General features: G+C 38.8%; 14 protein-coding genes. 4 read left to right on the top strand and 10 right to left on the bottom strand.

The window, feature by feature from the left end:
- Nucleotides 1–125: 125 nt before the first annotated feature.
- Nucleotides 126–605: a hypothetical protein gene (locus tag AC4CVF_RS02715; protein ID WP_490788847.1), complete on the bottom strand. Its 480-nt coding sequence runs from the start codon at nt 603–605 to the stop codon at nt 126–128.
- A gap of 516 nt (nt 606–1,121) precedes the next feature.
- Here AC4CVF_RS02715 and AC4CVF_RS02710 point away from each other — a divergent pair.
- Nucleotides 1,122–1,883, top strand: coding sequence for a 3-oxoacyl-ACP reductase (locus tag AC4CVF_RS02710; RefSeq protein WP_004717273.1), 762 nt, complete (start codon nt 1,122–1,124; stop codon nt 1,881–1,883).
- A 153-nt stretch (nt 1,884–2,036) separates the two neighbouring features.
- Here AC4CVF_RS02710 and sucD read toward each other — a convergent pair whose 3' ends face one another.
- The 9 genes from sucD to sdhC form a co-directional block, all read right to left on the bottom strand.
- Entirely contained in the window at nt 2,037–2,927 is an 891-nt protein-coding gene (gene sucD, locus AC4CVF_RS02705) for a succinate--CoA ligase subunit alpha (protein ID WP_004717274.1), read from the bottom strand.
- 12 nt (nt 2,928–2,939) lie between these two features.
- Nucleotides 2,940–4,106: an ADP-forming succinate--CoA ligase subunit beta gene (sucC, locus tag AC4CVF_RS02700; protein ID WP_004717276.1), complete on the bottom strand. Its 1,167-nt coding sequence runs from the start codon at nt 4,104–4,106 to the stop codon at nt 2,940–2,942.
- A 168-nt stretch (nt 4,107–4,274) separates the two neighbouring features.
- Nucleotides 4,275–5,708, bottom strand: coding sequence for a dihydrolipoyl dehydrogenase (gene lpdA / locus AC4CVF_RS02695; RefSeq protein WP_419359419.1), 1,434 nt, complete (start codon nt 5,706–5,708; stop codon nt 4,275–4,277).
- A 60-nt stretch (nt 5,709–5,768) separates the two neighbouring features.
- On the bottom strand, nt 5,769–6,980 hold the full coding sequence (gene odhB / locus AC4CVF_RS02690; protein WP_105713590.1) for a 2-oxoglutarate dehydrogenase complex dihydrolipoyllysine-residue succinyltransferase: 1,212 nt from the start codon (nt 6,978–6,980) through the stop codon (nt 5,769–5,771).
- Nucleotides 6,980–9,817 carry a 2-oxoglutarate dehydrogenase E1 component gene (locus AC4CVF_RS02685; protein ID WP_004717282.1) on the bottom strand — a complete coding sequence of 946 codons (2,838 nt, stop codon included), beginning with the start codon at nt 9,815–9,817 and terminating at the stop codon, nt 6,980–6,982. Before AC4CVF_RS02685 ends, odhB begins: the two co-directional genes overlap by 1 nt.
- Nucleotides 9,818–10,428: 611 nt before the next feature.
- On the bottom strand, nt 10,429–11,139 hold the full coding sequence (locus AC4CVF_RS02680) for a succinate dehydrogenase iron-sulfur subunit (RefSeq protein ID WP_004717284.1): 711 nt from the start codon (nt 11,137–11,139) through the stop codon (nt 10,429–10,431).
- A 14-nt stretch (nt 11,140–11,153) separates the two neighbouring features.
- Nucleotides 11,154–13,052: an FAD-binding protein gene (locus AC4CVF_RS02675; protein ID WP_336951788.1), complete on the bottom strand. Its 1,899-nt coding sequence runs from the start codon at nt 13,050–13,052 to the stop codon at nt 11,154–11,156.
- Between the two features lie 12 nt (nt 13,053–13,064).
- A complete protein-coding gene (sdhD, locus tag AC4CVF_RS02670) occupies nt 13,065–13,430 on the bottom strand; it encodes a succinate dehydrogenase, hydrophobic membrane anchor protein (RefSeq protein WP_336951790.1) in 366 nt (121 codons plus the stop codon).
- Nucleotides 13,430–13,828, bottom strand: coding sequence for a succinate dehydrogenase, cytochrome b556 subunit (gene sdhC / locus AC4CVF_RS02665; protein ID WP_336951791.1), 399 nt, complete (start codon nt 13,826–13,828; stop codon nt 13,430–13,432). The genes sdhD and sdhC overlap by 1 nt, the downstream gene beginning before the upstream one ends.
- Before the next feature lie 1,068 nt (nt 13,829–14,896).
- Between sdhC and gltA the strand changes: the two genes are divergently transcribed.
- The 3 genes from gltA (at nt 14,897) to AC4CVF_RS02650 (ending at nt 19,796) form a co-directional block, all read left to right on the top strand.
- Nucleotides 14,897–16,171: a citrate synthase gene (gltA, locus tag AC4CVF_RS02660; RefSeq protein ID WP_309285271.1), complete on the top strand. Its 1,275-nt coding sequence runs from the start codon at nt 14,897–14,899 to the stop codon at nt 16,169–16,171.
- A gap of 257 nt (nt 16,172–16,428) precedes the next feature.
- Nucleotides 16,429–17,997, top strand: coding sequence for a peptide MFS transporter (locus AC4CVF_RS02655; RefSeq protein WP_336951793.1), 1,569 nt, complete (start codon nt 16,429–16,431; stop codon nt 17,995–17,997).
- Nucleotides 17,994–19,796 (top strand): aminopeptidase P family protein, encoded by a 1,803-nt coding sequence (locus tag AC4CVF_RS02650; protein WP_490788846.1) that lies wholly within the window; start codon nt 17,994–17,996, stop codon nt 19,794–19,796. The genes AC4CVF_RS02655 and AC4CVF_RS02650 overlap by 4 nt, the downstream gene beginning before the upstream one ends.
- Nucleotides 19,797–19,983: the final 187 nt, after the last annotated feature.

The raw sequence follows: 19,983 nt of genomic DNA, 5'->3' as shown, positions 1-19,983 counted from the left end.
CTTCATCTCATTTTGTTTAAGTTAGTCTTTTAATGTGTAGTGCTAAACAAGCTTATGTTTCAAGTTGTAGTATTTCCAACATGATTTCTTCATGGTAATAAAAATGATCGATAAAATATTTATTGTTAATAAGTCAGCGTTCTAATCCAAAACAGACGCAATAATTGCCCACGATCATAAGGAAAACTAGAGATGTATTCATAACCCACTTTGTTTAAAGCATTGATCTTAAATTCAATGCCATAACCAAAAGAAAGATAAAGCTCACTTGATGCAGGATTATCATTTGAAGGATTGAGCAATGATGTCTTTAATTGTTGTACATTGTAAGCAGTATAATTGAACACCCGAATACGCTCATTTTCATAAAATTTATTGGTTAAAATTGAATAATCTGCCAATTCATGCTCATGCTGTTCTGCTAGCTTTTTTTGCAATTGGTCTTGTTCAAAAAAAATATCATTTCGCTCAATGCTCATTTCAGTATCACTTAGGCTATTTCCTTGATTTTCAATTTTAAATAATTGCTCATCTTGCAATTGATCTGGTTGTCCTAATAATTCATCTTGATATTCCACAACTTGATTTTGTGCCTCTTCTACCATAAGTTCCAGATCATCAAAAGCATAAACATTTGAATTTATGAAAAATATAAAAATGACCATTAAATTGAGCGGGTAAATAGATCGCATGTTTTGCCTAATCAATTCATGATTTTTATCGGAGTTATACCAATCATAAAACAAGATGGTTGTCTCCTCTGTTTGTTTATAAGTCACTTAAATGATCAGTCTAATTGTAGCCTACATATAAATCAGAATGGCTGAAGCACACCTAATATCAAATGCATTTCGTTTTAATTATAAATAATATGATCAATATGTTAAACCAATTAACTATCATTCTGAGCCATCATTTTATCAATAGGATTTAAAAAGTTTAATTATTTGAATATTCATATGTAATCAATCCACTAAGATGCTTAAATTTCTCTAGATGTTTTTTATATTTTTCATCTTGAGTATGTGCAATTGATAAACTTTGTAACTCATCTCTCAATCGAAGTGTCTGATCGATAAAAGTGCTAAAATTAAATTGATATCAAATGAGTTGATTTGAACATGGAAATACGAGATCAAATTATTCTAGTGACTGGTGGCGCACGTGGTTTAGGACTTGCAATTACCCATGCTTTGATTCGTGAAGGTGCAAGAGTTGTGGTGAATTATTTCAATAGTGAAGAATCCGCACAACAGCTTGCTAAGGAACATGCCGAACAGGTTTTTATTTACAAAGCAGATGTAACCGATGCAGATCAAGTCAACACGATGTTTAAAAAGGCAAAACTGCATTATGGACATGCAATCACTTCAGTGATTAATAATGCACTATTGGCATTTAAATTTGATGGTGATCTACGTCCAAAAGTTGAAACACTGAGCTGGCACAGTATGCAACAGCAATTGGACAGTGCAGTAAAAGCCGCTTTAAACACCACCCAAGCTGCGCTAGAAGATATGAAAAAAGATCATTTTGGTCGAATCATCAATATTGGAACCAATCTCGTGCAAAATCCTGTGGTTCCTTATCATGATTATACTGCGGCTAAAGCAGCACTTTTGGCTTTTACTCGAACCACTTCACATGATTTAGGTCAGTATGGTATTAATGTAAATATGCTTTCAGGTGGTCTATTACGTAAGACTGATGCCAGTAGTGCAACACCTGATCAAGTGTTTGATTTAATCGCAGCCTCTACGCCCTTACAAGAAGTCACCACACCTGAGCAGTTTGCAGATGCCGTGCTGATGTTTTTATCACCGTGGTCACGTGCTGTAACAGGACAAAATTTGATTGTGGATGGTGGTTTAGTCAAAGGCTAATTACAGATCACCCATCTCATATAAATTCCCTTTTTTTATTTTGATTACAAAGTTAAATACTAACAATCAAGAATCTACAACTAATACTCTACAACCAATAAAAATGGGAGCCAATTGGCTCCCATTTTTTAGCTTAAAAAATTAAAAATTAAATTAAACCAAGCCTTTCTTTTTTAAGACATCAAACATAGTTGAACCAAGTTCAGCTGGGCTACGCGTATATGCCATACCCGCTTTTTCAAATGCAGCAAACTTCTCTTCAGCAGTACCTTTACCGCCAGAGATAATCGCTCCAGCGTGACCCATACGCTTACCTTTAGGCGCTGTTACACCCGCAATATAACCAACAACAGGTTTAGTCACATTAGATTGAATATATTCAGCAGCTTCTTCTTCCGCACTGCCACCAATTTCACCAATCATGATGATTGCTTCTGTTTGAGGGTCTTCTTGGAAAAGTTTTAAGCAGTCAATTTGATTCATACCTGGAATTGGGTCACCACCGATACCAATACAAGTAGACTGACCTAAACCAAGCTTAGTCGTTTGAGCAACCGCCTCATAAGTCAATGTGCCAGAACGAGAAATGATCCCGATTTTACCTGGTTGATGAATATGCCCTGGCATAATCCCAATTTTACATTCGCCCGGTGTGATAATACCTGGACAGTTTGGACCGATTAAACGTGCATTATTACCATAAGTTTCAAGGTAACGTTTGGCTTTTAACATGTCTAAGGTTGGCACACCTTCAGTGATCACCACGATTAACTCAATACCAGAATCTACTGCTTCAACAATTGAATCTAGTACAAATGGAGCAGGTACATAAATTGAAGTTGCATTTGCACCCGTTTCTTTTACTGCTTCACGCATTGTATTGAAAACAGGTAGACCAATATGAGTTTGACCACCTTTACCTGGTGTTACGCCACCAACTACTTTTGTACCGTATGCAATTGATTGCTCAGAATGGAATGTACCATTCTTACCTGTAAAGCCTTGTACCAATACTTTTGTGTCTTTATTAACTAATACGCTCATGATTGATACTCCTTACGCTTTCACAGCAGCAACAACTTTTTCTGCGGCATCAGCTAAGCCGTTCGCAGAAATTAATTTTAGACCTGATTCATCAAGTAATTTAGCACCTAACTCCGCATTGTTGCCTTCCAAACGAACAACAACAGGTACGGTTACATTTACTTCTTGAACCGCTGCAATAATCGCTTCAGCAATCATGTCACAACGTACAATACCACCAAAAATATTGATCAACACACCTTGTACAGATGAATCTGAAAGAATAATTTTAAATGCTTCAATGACGCGATCTTTGGTTGCACCGCCACCAACATCAAGGAAGTTTGCTGGCTGACCACCATACAGTTTGATGATATCCATTGTTGCCATTGCAAGACCTGCACCATTTACCATACAACCAATATTGCCTTCTAGAGCAACATAGTTGAGGTCAAATTCAGATGCTTTTAACTCACGTTCATTTTCTTGAGATTTATCACGCATCGCAGCAATTTCAGGCAAACGATAAAGTGCATTTGAGTCGATACCGACTTTGGCATCTACACATAAGATTTCACCATTTTCACGAACGGAAAGTGGATTAATTTCAAATAGTGCAAAGTCATTTTCAACAAATGCTTTGTACGCGCCTGTCATGATAGTTACAAATTGGCTGATTTGCTTATCTTTTAAACCCAACTGGAAACCAACATCACGCGCTTGGAATGGCAATAAACCAACTAATGGATCTACTTCGACTTTAATAATTTTTTCAGGCGTTTCTTCAGCAACTTTTTCAATTTCTACGCCACCCTCTGTAGACGCCATGAATGTCACACGACGACTAGAACGATCGACCACTGCACCTAAATACAATTCACGTTCTACAGGATAAACATCTTCACAAACAAGGATACTATTTACAGGCTGGCCATTGGCATCAGTTTGATATGTGACTAAACGAGTACCTAACAGGCTTTTTGCATATTCAGCTGCTTCTTCTTTTGACTTAACAACTTTTACGCCACCCGCTTTACCACGACCACCTGCATGGACTTGGGCCTTCATCACAGCGAATTTGCCACTAATTTGCTCAAAGGCAGCAGATGCTTCTTCAGGCGTAGTGATTAAAATGCCTTCTTGAACTGGCATACCATATTTTTTTAACAGCGTTTTCGCTTGATACTCATGTAGATTCATGTTTTACCTTTTACTACTTTTCACATTGTTATGACACACCAATAATTAGACTTCCATCACAATAACTATCGGCATTTATTAAAGTTTGTTCTTTTATTTTTAGATGATTATTCAATTAAAAACAACCATCAAAAGTAAAAAGAGCGGTCGAAACCGCTCTTTTTTGTGTTATTTACGTTTACGCTGAATCGCGTGAATCGCACGCCCATCAACAGCAAGCGCTGCTTCATGAACGACTTCAGAATAAGTTGGGTGACCAAAAGTCATCAATTGTAAATCTTCAACAGAAGATACAAATTCAAGTGCAATCATACCTTGATGAACAATGTCAGAAGCACCAGGACCAATGATATGCATACCCAATAAACGATCTGTTTTTGCATCTGCAACAAACTTCACAAATCCAGCAGATTCATTGGCAGCTAAAGCACGACCATTGACAGCAAATGGGAATTGACCGGTTTTAACTTCGTGACCTTTCTCTTTAGCTTGCTCTTCAGTCAAACCTACCCATGCAGCTTCAGGGTGTGTATAAATCACTGAAATAATGGTGTCGTAATTCACTTGAGCAGCATGACCATGCATACGCTCAACCGCCATTACACCTTCTTCCATTGCTTTATGCGCAAGCATTGGGCCACGCACCAAGTCACCAATTGCATATACACCGTCAACAGACGTTGCACACCAATCGTTCACTTCAACCAAACCACGTTCAGTTAATTTAATGCCTGAATCTTCAGCCAATAAACCTTCTGCATACGCTTTACGACCAACACAAACGATTAATTTATCGAAAGTTTGAGTTTTATCTTCGCCTGCTTGATTATATTGAACAGTCACTTCACGACCATTCACTTCAGTGCCTGAAACTTTAGCACCAATACGAATATCTAAACCTTGTTTTGTTAAAAGTTTTTGATAATCTTTTGCCAACGCTTTATCCGCCATTGGTAAGAATGCATCTAATGCTTCGAACACAACAACTTCAGATCCAAGACGACGCCATACTGAACCAAGTTCCAGCCCAATTACGCCTGCACCAATTACACCTAAACGTTTAGGCACTTCTTGGAATTCTAAAGCACCTGTTGAATCAACGATAAGGTCTTCATCAACTTTTGCTACAGGAATATTTACAGGTACAGAACCAGTTGCAAGAATTACGAATTTAGGTTCTAAAACTTGAACATCACCACCTTCTAATGGTGTGAATTCAACTTTTTTACCAGCAAGTAGTTTACCCGTACCTTGTAACCACTCGATACCATTGCCTTTCAGCAATTGAGCAACACCACCAGTTAAGTTATCTACAACTTTGTCTTTACGAGCAAGAAGCTTTTGAAGATCAAGTTGGACATTTTCAACTGTAATACCGTGAACATCTAAGCCATGAAGAGTATCTTCATAGTGATGAGAAGAATCTAAAAGTGCTTTAGAAGGAATACAACCTACGTTTAAGCAAGTACCACCTAAAGATGGCTTACCTTTGTGTACACGTTTTTCGATACACGCAACTTTGAAACCAAGTTGAGCAGCACGAATTGCCGCTTCATAACCACCTGGCCCACCGCCGATTACAACTAAATCAAACTGAGACATGCTTATCTCCAAAAACGAGTTTAAAGGATCACTCTAAACTCGTGTTGTTATTCTAAAGAATTAAAGGTCAAGGATTAGTTTAGCTGGTTCTTCAAGTAACTCTTTAACAGTTACCAAGAAGCCTACAGCTTCTTTACCATCAATCATACGATGGTCATAAGAAAGCGCTAAGTACATCATTGGAAGAATTTCAACTTGACCATTTACAGCCATAGGACGCTCTTGGATTTTGTGCATACCTAAAATAGCAGTTTGTGGTTGGTTCAAAATAGGTGTTGAAAGTAATGAACCGAAAGTACCACCGTTGGTAATTGTGAAAGTACCACCAGTCATATCTTCAATTGCTAATTTACCTTCACGTGCTTTTGCAGCATACGCACCAATACCTGATTCAACTTCAGCATAGTTCATACGGTCAGTATTACGTAATACTGGAACCACTAAACCACGATCAGAAGAAACCGCAACACCGATATCATAGTATCCATGATAAACAATATCATCACCGTCGATTGAAGCATTTACCGCAGGATAGCGTTTAAGTGCTTCAGTTACAGCTTTAACGAAGAATGACATAAAGCCTAAACGTGCACCATGACGTTTTTCGAAAGCATCTTTATATTGCTTACGCATTTCCATCACAGGTTTCATGTTAACTTCGTTAAACGTAGTCAACATCGCAGTTTGCTGTGTAGCAGCAAGAAGACGTTCAGCAACACGCTTACGTAAACGTGTCATTGGAACACGTTTCTCAATACGCTCACCAACTGCAACGCTTAATGGTGTTACAGCAGCAGCTGGTTTAGTTTGATGATTTGCAACATCTTCTTTGGTGATACGACCACCACGACCAGTACCATCTACATCCGCAGCAGCAATACCTGTTTCAGTTAAAGCTTTACGCACTGCAGGTGCTTGATCTTGTACTTGAGCACGTTCAACAACAGGTGCATTACCCGCTTGAGTTTGTGCCGCAGCTTGTTCTACTTTCTCTTCTGATTGAACTGCTTGAGTTTGAGTAGCGCCAGAAACAGCACCTTCTTCAAATGTCGCAATAACTTCAGAAGAAAGAACTGTGTCACCTTCATTTTTGATGATTGCAGAGATAGTACCATCAGCAGGAGCAACAACTTCTAAAACAACTTTATCCGTTTCAATATCACAGATGACTTCATCACGTGATACCGCTTCACCTGGTTGTTTGTGCCAAGTTGCAATTGTTCCGTCAGCAACTGACTCTGGGAACACCGGTGCTTTAATTTCGGTTGCCATTATTTAGATTCTCCTGATTGTTCAGCTACGATCGCAAGTGCGTCATTCACGAGCTGAGCTTGTTGTTTTGCATGCAAATATGGTGAGCCACATGCAGGTGCAGCTGAAGCTTCACGTCCTGCATAGCTAATTTGAACTTGTAGAGCAGACTTCATTACACCTTCGTATAAACGAGGAGCAATGAATAACCATGCGCCTTGGTTCTTCGGTTCTTCTTGACACCAAACAAGTTCTTTTATGTTCGGATATGTCGCAAGCACTTCAGCAAGACGTTTTTCTGGGTATGGGTACAATTGTTCAACACGTACCACCGCAATGTTCAAGTTTTCTTCACGACGTTTTTCAAGTAAGTCGTAATAAACTTTACCACCACAAAGTACAACACGTGTTACATCTTGTTTGTTGATTTGATCCACTTCATCAATCACAGTCTGGAATGTACCAGTTGCAAGCTCTTCCAAAGTTGAAGTTGCAAGTTTATGACGAAGTAACGACTTCGGTGAAGTCACGATCATTGGCTTACGAATTGGGCGAATTGCCTGACGACGCATTGCATGGAAAATCTGTGCAGGTGTCGTAGGTGTAATCACTTGCATGTTTTCTTCAGCACATAACTGTAAGAAACGCTCAAGACGTGCAGATGAATGCTCAGGACCTTGACCTTCATAACCATGTGGAAGAAGCAATGTTAAACCACACACACGCTCCCATTTGGTTTCACCAGATGATATGAACTGATCAATAACCACTTGCGCACAGTTTGCAAAGTCACCGAACTGAGCTTCCCAGATGACCAAACTTTTTGGCAATGTTGTTGCATAACCATATTCAAATGCAAGCACAGCCATTTCTGACAATAATGAGTCATAAATTGCAGTACGTGGCTGGTTTTCTTTGATATGACACAGTGGAATATAAACCGAACCATCAACTTGGTTATGTAGCTTAGCATGACGGTGTGAGAATGTACCACGACCAACATCTTCACCAGTCAAACGCACCAAGAAACCATCATCAAGGATAGAAGCATAAGCTAAAGTTTCTGCTGCACCCCAGTTTAATGGCATTTCACCAGTTTGCATTTTCAAACGTTCATCGATCACTTTAGACACTTGACGCTGCATCACGAAACCTTCCGGTAATTCGCGCATTTTCGTACCAATTTCTTTTAAGCGTTCGATTGGGAAAGTCGTATCCCAAACATCTGTATATTCATGGCCTAGATACGGTTTCCAGTCCACAAACATTTTGTCATTTGGTTCAAGCACTAAAGCATTGGCAACATGGTTACCTGCTTCAAGATCTTCACGATATTTTTCAACTAAAGCATCTGCATCTGAACGATCTAATACTTTTTCTTGTACCAATTGATCCGCATAAAGCGTACGTGTAGTCGCTTTTTTATTGATCACTTGATACATCATTGGTTGTGTTGCTGCTGGCTCATCTGCTTCGTTATGACCACGACGACGATAACAGAACATGTCAATCACAACATCTTTACGGAATGTATGACGGAAATCATGTGCCAATTGCGCAACAAACAATACAGATTCAGGGTCATCACCATTTACATGGAAAATTGGCGCCTGAATCATTTTTGCAATGTCAGTACAGTATTCAGTAGAACGTGCATCACGTGGATCAGATGTAGTAAAACCAACTTGGTTGTTGACTACGATATGAACCGTACCACCTACGGTATAACCACGCGTTTGTGACATTTGGAAGGTTTCTTGGTTGACACCTTGACCAGCAAATGCAGCATCACCATGTACGATTACAGGTAATACGTCATCACCACCAATGTCTTTACGACGTACTTGGCGTGCACGAACTGAACCTTCAACCACAGGACCAACAATTTCTAAATGCGATGGGTTAAATGCCAAAGCCAAGTGAACTTCGCCACCAGGTGTCATCACATTTGATGAGAAACCTTGGTGATACTTAACATCACCAGAACCTTTTTTAGCTAAAGTTTTACCTTCGAACTCACCAAACAAATCAGCTGGGTTTTTACCCATAATGTTCACAAGTAAGTTTAAACGACCACGGTGTGGCATCCCAATTACGACTTCTTTACAACCTACAGAACCTGCACGTTGAATAAGTTCGTTTACCATTGGAATAAAAGATTCACCACCCTCTACACCAAAACGCTTCGCACCAACATACTTATTACCGAGGAATTTTTCTAAGCCTTCAGCAGCAGTTAAACGTTCAAGTACATGTTTCTTTTGATCTGCCGAGAAACCGAACTGACCGCGTGCACCTTCAAGACGTTGTTGAATCCAGCGTTTTTCTTTGGTGTCAACAATGTGCATATATTCAGCACCAATAGAAGCACAGTATGTTGCCTCCATTGCGCTAACCATTTCACCTAAAGTTGCTTCAGTTTTACCAATCGCCAAATTTCCAGCATTGAAAACTGTATCTAGGTCAGACTTGGTTAAACCATGTGCAGCAAGATCTAAATCTGGCACATCTTCACGTTTAGCCAAACCTAGTGGATCAAGCTTCGCTTTTTGATGACCACGGTTACGGTATGCTGCAATCAGTTGCAAAACACCGATTTGACGACGCTCATGCTCAGTACTTACTTCACTTTGCACAACAGGCTGAACACGACTTGAATTACGACCTAATAATAAGAATTGCTCACGAATGTTTCCGTGCGGTTGGTCACCTTTAGGGAATTTATCGAAATATTGACGCCAATCCTCACCTACTGAGGTTGGAGAAGAAAGGTACTGTTCGTAAAGCTCTTCAATATACGCTGCACTATCAGCGGAAAGTTCAGTATCAAGACGCAATGCGTCAGCAACTTCTTGCATTTGTGGACCCATTTCCTATTGCAAAAACATTAGAGGGTGCTTTTTAAGCACTCCCATGATTGATAATGCCAAATCGGTAAATTGACATTCACCCATCAGATACTCATGACCAAGGGGCGTTATAAACATTAGCTTTTACTAATGCATACAATGAATCATAACGCCCTCAATGGCATCATCACTCACTTATATACTCAACCGAAGCTGAGCAATTTTTTGCAAATCGACTTAGAAAAAACAAAGACTTTTTTGCTTTTTCTAAAGCGGTTCTAAACTTTGCTTATAAAATTATTTATAAACTGATCTGGATCACACTTATGTAGAAAAAATGTACCAAAAATATGGTGTGTTTTTCACATATAGTGGTTTGTTAAATCGTAACATGATCTGTCACTTCAATTGATTTTTTTGACACATACCACCTATAAATTAGCGAAATACATACAAGAAATAATCTATTATTATCCATCCATTTATATCGGGTCTGTTGCTACTTTTTCAATGCTTAAAACTTATCCTTCACTCGCTCGAACAAAAAACAACCATCTCATTAAAAATCCAATAAAAAAAGAGCGTACATCCCAAGATGTACGCCCTTTTTTCACATCGTATTAACCCGCTTGATCGAGCAACATGCTACGAATATGACCAATTGCTTTTGTTGGATTCAAGCCTTTCGGACATACAGACACACAGTTCATAATTCCTTTACAACGGAATAATGAGAATGGGTCATCAAGACGTGATAAACGATCTTGTGTCGCAGTATCACGAGAATCAATAATAAAACGATATGCATTCAACAATGCTGAAGGACCCAAGAATTTATCCGGATTCCACCAGAATGATGGGCATGACGTTGAACAACATGCACAAAGAATACACTCATATAAACCATTTAAGTGCTCACGCTCTTCTGGAGATTGTAAACGCTCTTTTGGTGGTGCAGGTTGATTATTGATTAAGAATGGATGAATTTTGTCATACTGATCGTAGAACTGATTCATATCCACAACTAAATCTTTAACTACTGGCAGACCAGGCAATGGACGAATGACGATTTTTTCAGGTAAATCGTTCAAGTTCCATAAACACGCAAGACCATTCTTACCATTGATATTCACACCATCTGAACCGCAAATACCTTCACGGCAAGAACGACGGAATGTTAATGATTCGTCTTGAACTTTTAACGCTAAAAGTGCGTCAAGCAACATACGATGCTTGTCCGTCAACTCTAGTTTAAAAGTCTGCATATACGGTGCTTTATCCTTATCAGGATCATAGCGGTAGATTTCGAATGTACGTGTACCTCTACTCATCTTATTTCTCCCGATTAGAATGTACGTGGTTTAGGTTCAATTGGGTCTACAGACAATGGGCTGTAACGTACTGGCTTGTATTCAAGATGGTTATCCGCTGAATACCATAAAGTATGTTTCATCCATTCATCATCACGACGACCATATGAATAGTGCTCATCATCAGCAGGCAATTCATAATCTACAACAGTATGTGCACCACGACATTCTTTACGTGCAGCAGCAGAAATCAATGTTGCTTTTGCTACTTCGTATAAGTTTTCAACTTCCAAGGCTTCAATACGTGCAGTATTAAATACTTTAGATTTGTCTTTTAAATGAATGTTACGTACACGTGGTTCAATCGCAAGAATCTGCTTAACACCCTCATCAAGCAATGCTTGAGTACGGAATACACCCGCATGGTCTTGAACGATATCACGAATCGCATCCGCAACTTCTTGTGCATTTTCACCAGAAGTAGAATCATCTAAATGATTGATACGTTTCAACGTGTTCATAAGTACATCATTTGGAAGTGGCTGGTATTCATCACCGTGATGTTTAGTCACGTAATCAATGATGTGTTCACCAGCAGCTTTACCAAATACAACCAAGTCAAGTAATGAGTTTGTACCTAAACGGTTTGCACCATGTACAGACACGCAAGAACACTCACCAATCGCATAGAAGCCTTTTACAGGCACTGTGTAATTCATTGTACCGTTGGTTGTGTATTCATTTGCAGCTTTATCAAAACCTGCATAGAAATCTGCTGCATTTTTCGCTGTTTCAGGGATAACCACTTGACCATGAATATTGGTAGGAATACCCCCCATTTGATAATGGATTGTTGGTACAACTGGAATTGGTTCTTTGGTGATATCCACGTTTGCGAATTTCTTACCAATCTCAAATACAGATGGTAAACGCTTCATGATGGTATCTGCGCCCAAGTGAGTCATATCAAGAAGGATATAATCACCTTTAGGACCACAACCACGACCTTCTTTGATCTCTTGGTCCATAGAACGTGATACGAAGTCACGAGGAGCCAAATCTTTCAAAGTTGGTGCATAACGCTCCATGAACGGTTCGCCATCTTTGTTACGAAGGATTGCACCTTCACCACGACAACCTTCCGTTAACAATACACCTGCACCAGCAACACCGGTTGGGTGGAATTGCCAGAATTCCATATCTTGTAATGGAATACCCGCACGAGCTGCCATACCAAGACCATCACCAGTATTGATATAAGCATTGGTAGATGCACGGTAAACACGACCAGCACCACCAGTAGCAAACAATGTTGCTTTGGCTTGGAATACAGCAATTTTGCCTGTTTCTTGGTCAATTGCTGTTACACCAAGTACATCACCAGCTTCGTTACGGATTAAGTCTAATGCAATCCATTCAACGAAGAATTGAGTACCCATTTTCACATTACTTTGATAAAGCGTATGAAGAAGAGCATGACCTGTACGATCGGCAGCGGCACAGGCACGTGGAACTGGTTTTTCACCATAGTTCGCAGAGTGACCACCAAATGGACGTTGGTAAATTGTACCATCTGCATTACGGTCAAATGGCATACCTAAGTGTTCAAGTTCATAAACAACTTTAGGCGCCTCACGACACATAAATTCGATTGCATCTTGGTCACCTAACCAGTCAGAACCTTTTACTGTGTCATAGAAATGATAGTGCCAGTTGTCGTCTTGCATATTACCAAGCGATGCACCAATACCACCTTGAGCCGCAACAGTATGAGAACGTGTTGGGAATACTTTAGTTAGCACTGCAACATTCAAGCCTGCTTGAGCAAGTTGATATGAAGCACGCATACCTGAACCACCACCACCAACGATGACTGCATCGAAGAACTGGCTTGGAATATTTGAATAATCTTCTTTAGGGGTTAAAGCGCCCATGACATTTTCCTATCAATTCGCCCAAAAAATCTGGATTGCCCAGATCGCATATGCAATAACAGCAATAATCACTGCTGAAGTTAACACGATGCGTAAACCTGAAGCTGAAGGACCCATCTGACGAGTAGTCACATAGTCTGTGAATACTTGCCACATACCAATCCAAGCATGCGCAACAAGAGATAAGACTGCCAATAAAGATAAAATCTTCATCGGAAGTGTCATCATAAAGCCAAACCATTGCTCATAGTTAAATCCGACATTGCACAGAATCCAACCTAATACGACAACAGTATAAACAGCTAGAACTACAGCACTTACGCGTTGGATATACCAATCACGAGAACCTGACCCCGTTAAACCTGTAGCACTTTTCATTAGAGAACGATCCATACAAATGATGCGACAACTGATATCGCAGCCAAAATTAATGCAATAGTTGCTGCTATGCGACCGCTTTGTAACTCTTCCGCAAAGCCTAGATCAGCAAGTAAATGTTTAATGCCCATAATAAAATGGAACAATAAACCAGCGACAAATACCCATACGATGAAACGTACAATGAAGCCACCAAAGATTGCTTGAACTTGAGCAAAGCCTTCAGGCGAAGACAAAGACTTGTCTAAAAGCCACAAAAGTACCGGTACGAGTAAAAATACGATGACACCTGATAGACGGTGTAGAATTGATGCAATAGCCACAGGGGATTTTAAGTTTACATCTAAAACTTGACCCATGGACAAATTGACAGGTCTGTTGCTTTTCACAGCGGGCATCCTGTAAGTAAAAACTCCATCCGGAGTTTGTTGGAATTAATTCGAAGGAAAGCTAGCATTGTCAGACAAATAAATTGCCTGAACTTTAAACGACACTGAATTATAAAACGTGCACTGTCAAAATACAAACCATCGAAATTGGCTTTTTCTTTAAAAAACACTCAAATAAGAATCATTTACAGCTATTTAAAAAATAAAGAAGAGCACCCATCTAGGCTTTTAAAGGCTATCTCTTTATTTTTTATGATATTTAAACATATTACTTTTATACATAATTACGACTTATATTATTTTTATAAATTTAGACTAAAGCACAACATTACGGACAAAATCGTCCAGTGGTTAATTTTATCTGCGCTTTTATTTTCTTTCACGTTGTTAAAATTTTTTAGATACCCAACATGTTATTTTAAAATAGTCCTTTATTCCTATTTTAAATGGGTATCATTTAATTCAGTGATTTGACTGAAAGCTTTGTAATAAGAAATAAAGACTTAGTTTGTGAATAATTCACAATTTAGATTCAAGATTTTGTCATATTTGATTATTCATCAGGCAATCAAATATCTATTTTTATGCTAATTTGATTATTTTTTATACTTTAAAAGCTTCAATAAAAACTATTTTTTAATCAATTAAGCATTAAAATGAAAATAAATATTTCATCATCTTATTTGGATGTTTTTTACACAAAAATAATATCAAAAGCTATGTAAGTCGTGAAATTCAGATGGTTTTAAAACAGCAACAATGCATTTACCAACTTACAAAAGCTACAAAATATTGGTCAAAAATGCCATTTCCTGTCTAGCAATCACAATTATTTTTCTGCACCTTCTTTAGAATTTACCTTATTATACTGACCGACTCTGAAATTTAATGATCAATCTTACTGGTTAAAGTTAGACTAACTACTGATGAAAACATCATTTTTTCATCCATAAGTATAATTGACAAAATTTCAGTACTCACTAAGCTAAATAGCAATTTTTGATCCGTCTGACTTGTACATTACAAGATGACTCAGCAAGTTAGATAAAATATCCACCAGGACAGGAGATCTATTGAATGTCTGCAGCAACTGGCAAGAAAGCCGTTCTAGAGCTTGATGGCAAAAAAATTGAATTACCAATTTACAGCGGCACATTGGGCCCAGATGTAATCGACGTTAAGGATGTGTTGGCTTCAGGTCACTTTACTTTTGATCCTGGTTTTATGGCGACAGCTTCTTGCGAGTCTAAAATCACTTTCATTGATGGTGATAAAGGCGTTCTTTTACACCGTGGTTATCCAATTGCTCAACTTGCAACTCAAGCTTCTTACTTAGAAACTTGCTATTTATTATTAAGCGGTGAGCTTCCAACTGCTGAACAAAAAACAGACTTCGAAAACAAAGTCCGCAACCACACGATGGTTCACGATCAAGTTAGCCGTTTCTTCAATGGTTTCCGTCGTGATGCTCACCCTATGGCGGTTATGTGCGGTGTAGTTGGTGCGTTATCTGCGTTCTATCACAACGGTTTTGATGTTGAAAACGTTGATCACCGTGAAATTACTGCAGTTCGCTTAATTGCTAAGATTCCTACCCTTGCGGCTTGGACTTATAAATATACTGTTGGTCAACCATTCGTTTACCCACGTAATGATTTAAGCTACGCTGAAAACTTCCTGTACATGATGTTTGCTACTCCAGCAGATCGTGACTACAAAGTTAACCCTATTCTTGCTAAAGCAATGGATCGTATCTTTACGCTTCATGCTGACCATGAACAAAATGCATCAACGTCTACAGTACGTTTAGCTGGTTCTACAGGTGCTAACCCTTATGCATGTATTGCTGCGGGTATTGCTGCACTTTGGGGACCTGCGCATGGTGGTGCAAACGAAGCTGTTCTTAAGATGCTCGATGAAATCGGCACTGTAGAAAATGTTGCGCCGTTCATGGAAAAAGTAAAAACTAAAGAAGTTAAACTTATGGGCTTCGGTCACCGAGTTTATAAAAACTTCGATCCACGTGCAAAAGTAATGAAAGAGACTTGTGACGAAGTGTTAAGTGCACTTGGTATCAATGATCCTCAACTTGCGCTTGCAATGGAACTTGAACGTATTGCATTAAGCGATCCGTACTTCATCGAACGTAAACTTTACCCGAACGTAGACTTCTATTCAGGTATCATCCTTAAAGCGATTGGTATCCCAACTGAAATGTTTACGGTAATCTTCGCGCTTGCACGTACAGTTGGTTGGATCAGCCACTGGTTAGAAATGCACAGCGGTCCGTACAAAATCGGTCGTCCTCGTCAGCTTTATACTGGCGAAACTGAACGCGATATCAAACGTTAATTCGTTACGCATTCACATTGAAGAACCACCCTTCTGGGTGGTTTTTTATTATATATTTATACCAATTGGTATAACCTTTTTATTTTAAAATTTATTTAAAATCAAGCCATAACAATATCAATAATAAGCATAGAAAATGAAATTTATATTTTTACTATAAAGCTTACAAATCACTACTTTAAAAAACACCCAACAAATAACTTTATTTTATATATTGTTTAAAAATTTTTAATCATACATTTTCAAAGGACTTGAAGATGCCTCAACATTTATCCAAGCAAATGCACGACCCAGATCAAGCTTTTTTTGGTCACCCTAAACCTTTAAAAGGTTTATTTTTTACCGAGCTTTGGGAACGTTTTTCCTATTATGGTATTCGCCCTTTATTAATCCTCTATATGGCGGCTTTAGTTGCTGATGGCGGTCTCGGTTTAGATCGCCCAACAGCATCAGCAATTGTCGGCTTATTTGCAGGCAGTATGTATTTAATGACCGTATTGGGTGGATGGGTTGCTGACAATTATCTCGGTCAGGAGCGCGCTGTGTGGTACGGTTCACTGATCATCGCATTTGGACATCTATCCATTGCATTGGCAGCTTTATTTGGGCATTTCTTTTTTTATTTTGGTTTAGTTTTGATTGTGATCGGTTCTGGTTTATTTAAAACCTGTATTTCCGTCATTGTTGGCACTTTATATCAGGCTCAAGATTCACGGCGTGATGCAGGATTTTCCATTTTTTATATGGGAATTAATCTAGGTTCGTTGATTGCTCCACTATTGACTGGTTTATTGGTTAAAGAACATGGTTGGCACTGGGGGTTCGGAATTGGTGGCCTTGGAATGTTAATCGCATTACTGATTTTTAAGTTAATAACTGTGCCTCAATTAAAACAATTTAATCATGTGCAAGGCAATGAAAATAACTGGGCTCGTCCTGTACATTACAATCCTAAAGCACCCCAAATGATCATAGGTTTTATTGCCGTTGTTGGCTTGATTATCGGTCTAGTTTCTCTTGGCATAGTTAACATCAATCCAATTCAAATCGCCACATATTTCACGATCACAATCTGTATTTGTATTGCCTTATATTTCAGCTACCTATTACTCTTTGCTGGTTTGAATAATACTGAGAAAAAACAAATCATCATCTGTTTTATTTTACTCATCACCGCTGCACTTTTCTGGTCAGCATTTGAACAAAAACCAACATCTTTCAATCTTTTCGCCCAAGACTTTACAGATCGCCAATTCTTTGGCTTTGAAATACCCGCAGTTTGGTTTCAATCGATTAACCCGCTTTTCATTATTATTTTCGCACCGATCATCGCATGGCTTTGGGTTAAATTAGGCAAACAAAATCGTGACCCTAGCTATATCACCAAATTTATTATTGCTTTACTCCTCGCTGCGGGTGGTTTCCTCGTGATGAGCATTGCCAGTTACTTGATCACCCAAAATGGTGGAACTGTTTCTGCATTATGGATCGCATCAAGCCTCCTGCTTTTAACACTAGGTGAATTATGCTTAAGCCCTGTTGGTCTTTCAACGATGACTAAACTTGCTCCAACCATAATTCGTGGGCAAGTGATGGGGCTTTGGTTTACAGCATCTGCTTTAGGAAACTTGATGGCAGGTTTAATCGGTGGTCATGTTTCAATCCATGAAGTTGACCAATTACCCTTGCTATTTGTGCGATGTGTCATCGCTTTACTTCTTGGCGCACTCGTTCTATGGTTAATGAGAAAACCGATTCGTAAATTACTCAATCAAACATCGACCCCCTCTCAAAAATCTATTGATATGCAATTGGAAAAAGTATGAACAGTTTGTTACCTGCCAACAAATTAGAAAACCTTCGTACAATTATGAAGAAATATCAGCAGGATGCTTTTATCGCCATGAGTGCAGATCCACATATGTCAGAATATCTACCTGATTATTGGAAAATACGTCAATGGCTAACAGGCTTTACAGGTTCAGTCGGCACAATTGTAGTCACTCAAAACTTCGCAGGTTTATGGGTAGATGGTCGATATTGGGTACAAGCTGAACAGCAACTGGAAAATACAGGTTACGTTTTACAAAAGCAGACACCTGATCCTGCTTCAACACATTTGGCTTGGCTTTCACAACATTTAGCCAAAGATGCAAAAATCTCTGTCAATGGAAATACCATTTCAACTCAACAATACAGCGCATTATCAGCGCTTGCAATAGAACACAATTTCTTCATTCAAACAGACTTAGATTTAATTGATGAAATTTGGACTGAACGGCCAGCACTGCCCCTACAACCCATTTGGCAAATGGCAGATGATTTAAATGCCCAAACACGCTTAGAAAAAATAACAGCGATCCGTCACAAACTTATTCAGAAAAAAGCAACGGGGCATTTTATTTCTGCACTTGATGATATTGCTTGGATTTTGAATTGTAGGGGGCGTGATGTTGAATATAACCCCGTGTTCTTAGCGCACTTATATATTGACCATTCTCGAACTGTGCTTTTTATTGATGTTGCAAAACTTTCAACTGAAATGCAGCAAAGATTTTATTTGGATAACATTGAAATCTTATCTTATAACGCAAGCATCGAGTTTTTGGCCGAACTTAAACAACAAAATATTTTAATTGATCCAGCTAAAGTCTCAATTTCATCTGCACAGGCCATTGAGCAGCAAAGTCATTTAGTCCATAACATTAATCCAAGCACCTTATTTAAATCACGCAAACATCCTTCAGAAGTTGCACATGTGCGCAGTGCGATGACCAAAGATGGTGTTGCCCTATGTCATTTCTTTCATTGGCTAGATAACGCATTGGCTGATAAAGAATCGATCAATGAACTCACCATCGACGAAAAAATTTCAGGCTTTCGCGCACAACAAGCAGGTTTTATTGGATTAAGCTTCTCGACAATTGCAGGCTTTAATGCCAACGGTGCATTACCCCACTATCGCGCTACAGAAGAAAGCTTTAGCGAGATTAGTGGTGATGGTTTGCTGCTGATTGATTCAGGCGCACAATATGATGAAGGAACCACAGACATTACCCGCGTTGTTCCCATAGGCACCGCAAGCGCTGAACAAAAACGTGATTACACTTTGGTGTTAAAAAGCCATATTGCACTTGCACAAAGCGTTTTCCCTGAAGGCATTGCATCACCTCTTTTAGATTCGATCACACGTCAAACCCTGTGGAAATATGGTTTGGATTATCGTCATGGTACAGGTCACGGTGTAGGCTATGCATTGAATGTTCATGAAGGTCCCCAAGTGATTTCATATTATGCCCCAGTCACACCATCCACTAAGATGCGCGAAGGGATGATTACTTCCAATGAACCTGGTTTATATCATCAAGGCAAGTACGGCATTCGAATTGAGAATCTTGTCGTCAACAAAATTAAGCATTTTGAAGATACCACCTATGGCCAATTTTTAGAATTCGAAACACTAACACTGTGCCCAATTAACCTAAGCTGTATTATTTTAACGTTGTTAAATGATGATGAAAAAGCATGGTTAAATCAGTACCATCAAACAGTCAGAGAACGATTAGCAGCTCACTTAGAAGGTGATGTTTTAAACTGGCTAAATGAAAACACCCAAGCTATTTAACTCTTCATATCAATCAAAAAAGCGCAGAGCCTTTTGACTGTGCGCTTTTTTGAAAAGCTATATACCATTGATGCATATAATAAAGATAAAATTCTGCACTTTTTAGCATAGTGAGTTTATGGAAAACACATACAACAAAATATCGTTTATCTTCAATAATAAAATTAACCGTCGAATATATCGGACG

The organism is Acinetobacter sp. LipI_19 (genome assembly GCF_058242925.1).
Note: the sequence above shows the minus strand (reverse complement) of the source record. Positions and strands in the feature narration are given on the sequence as shown.

What these genes read in the sequence shown, in the direction of transcription:
- AC4CVF_RS02715 (WP_490788847.1), bottom strand. Translation starts at nt 605, where the DNA reads ATGGTAGAAGAGGCACAAAATCAAGTTGTGGAATATCAAGATGAATTA.
- AC4CVF_RS02710 (WP_004717273.1), top strand. Translation starts at nt 1,122, where the DNA reads ATGGAAATACGAGATCAAATTATTCTAGTGACTGGTGGCGCACGTGGT.
- sucD (WP_004717274.1), bottom strand. Translation starts at nt 2,927, where the DNA reads ATGAGCGTATTAGTTAATAAAGACACAAAAGTATTGGTACAAGGCTTT.
- sucC (WP_004717276.1), bottom strand. Translation starts at nt 4,106, where the DNA reads ATGAATCTACATGAGTATCAAGCGAAAACGCTGTTAAAAAAATATGGT.
- lpdA (WP_419359419.1), bottom strand. Translation starts at nt 5,708, where the DNA reads ATGTCTCAGTTTGATTTAGTTGTAATCGGCGGTGGGCCAGGTGGTTAT.
- odhB (WP_105713590.1), bottom strand. Translation starts at nt 6,980, where the DNA reads ATGGCAACCGAAATTAAAGCACCGGTGTTCCCAGAGTCAGTTGCTGAC.
- AC4CVF_RS02685 (WP_004717282.1), bottom strand. Translation starts at nt 9,817, where the DNA reads ATGCAAGAAGTTGCTGACGCATTGCGTCTTGATACTGAACTTTCCGCT.
- AC4CVF_RS02680 (WP_004717284.1), bottom strand. Translation starts at nt 11,139, where the DNA reads ATGAGTAGAGGTACACGTACATTCGAAATCTACCGCTATGATCCTGAT.
- AC4CVF_RS02675 (WP_336951788.1), bottom strand. Translation starts at nt 13,052, where the DNA reads ATGGGCGCTTTAACCCCTAAAGAAGATTATTCAAATATTCCAAGCCAG.
- sdhD (WP_336951790.1), bottom strand. Translation starts at nt 13,430, where the DNA reads ATGAAAAGTGCTACAGGTTTAACGGGGTCAGGTTCTCGTGATTGGTAT.
- sdhC (WP_336951791.1), bottom strand. Translation starts at nt 13,828, where the DNA reads ATGCCCGCTGTGAAAAGCAACAGACCTGTCAATTTGTCCATGGGTCAA.
- gltA (WP_309285271.1), top strand. Translation starts at nt 14,897, where the DNA reads ATGTCTGCAGCAACTGGCAAGAAAGCCGTTCTAGAGCTTGATGGCAAA.
- AC4CVF_RS02655 (WP_336951793.1), top strand. Translation starts at nt 16,429, where the DNA reads ATGCCTCAACATTTATCCAAGCAAATGCACGACCCAGATCAAGCTTTT.
- AC4CVF_RS02650 (WP_490788846.1), top strand. Translation starts at nt 17,994, where the DNA reads ATGAACAGTTTGTTACCTGCCAACAAATTAGAAAACCTTCGTACAATT.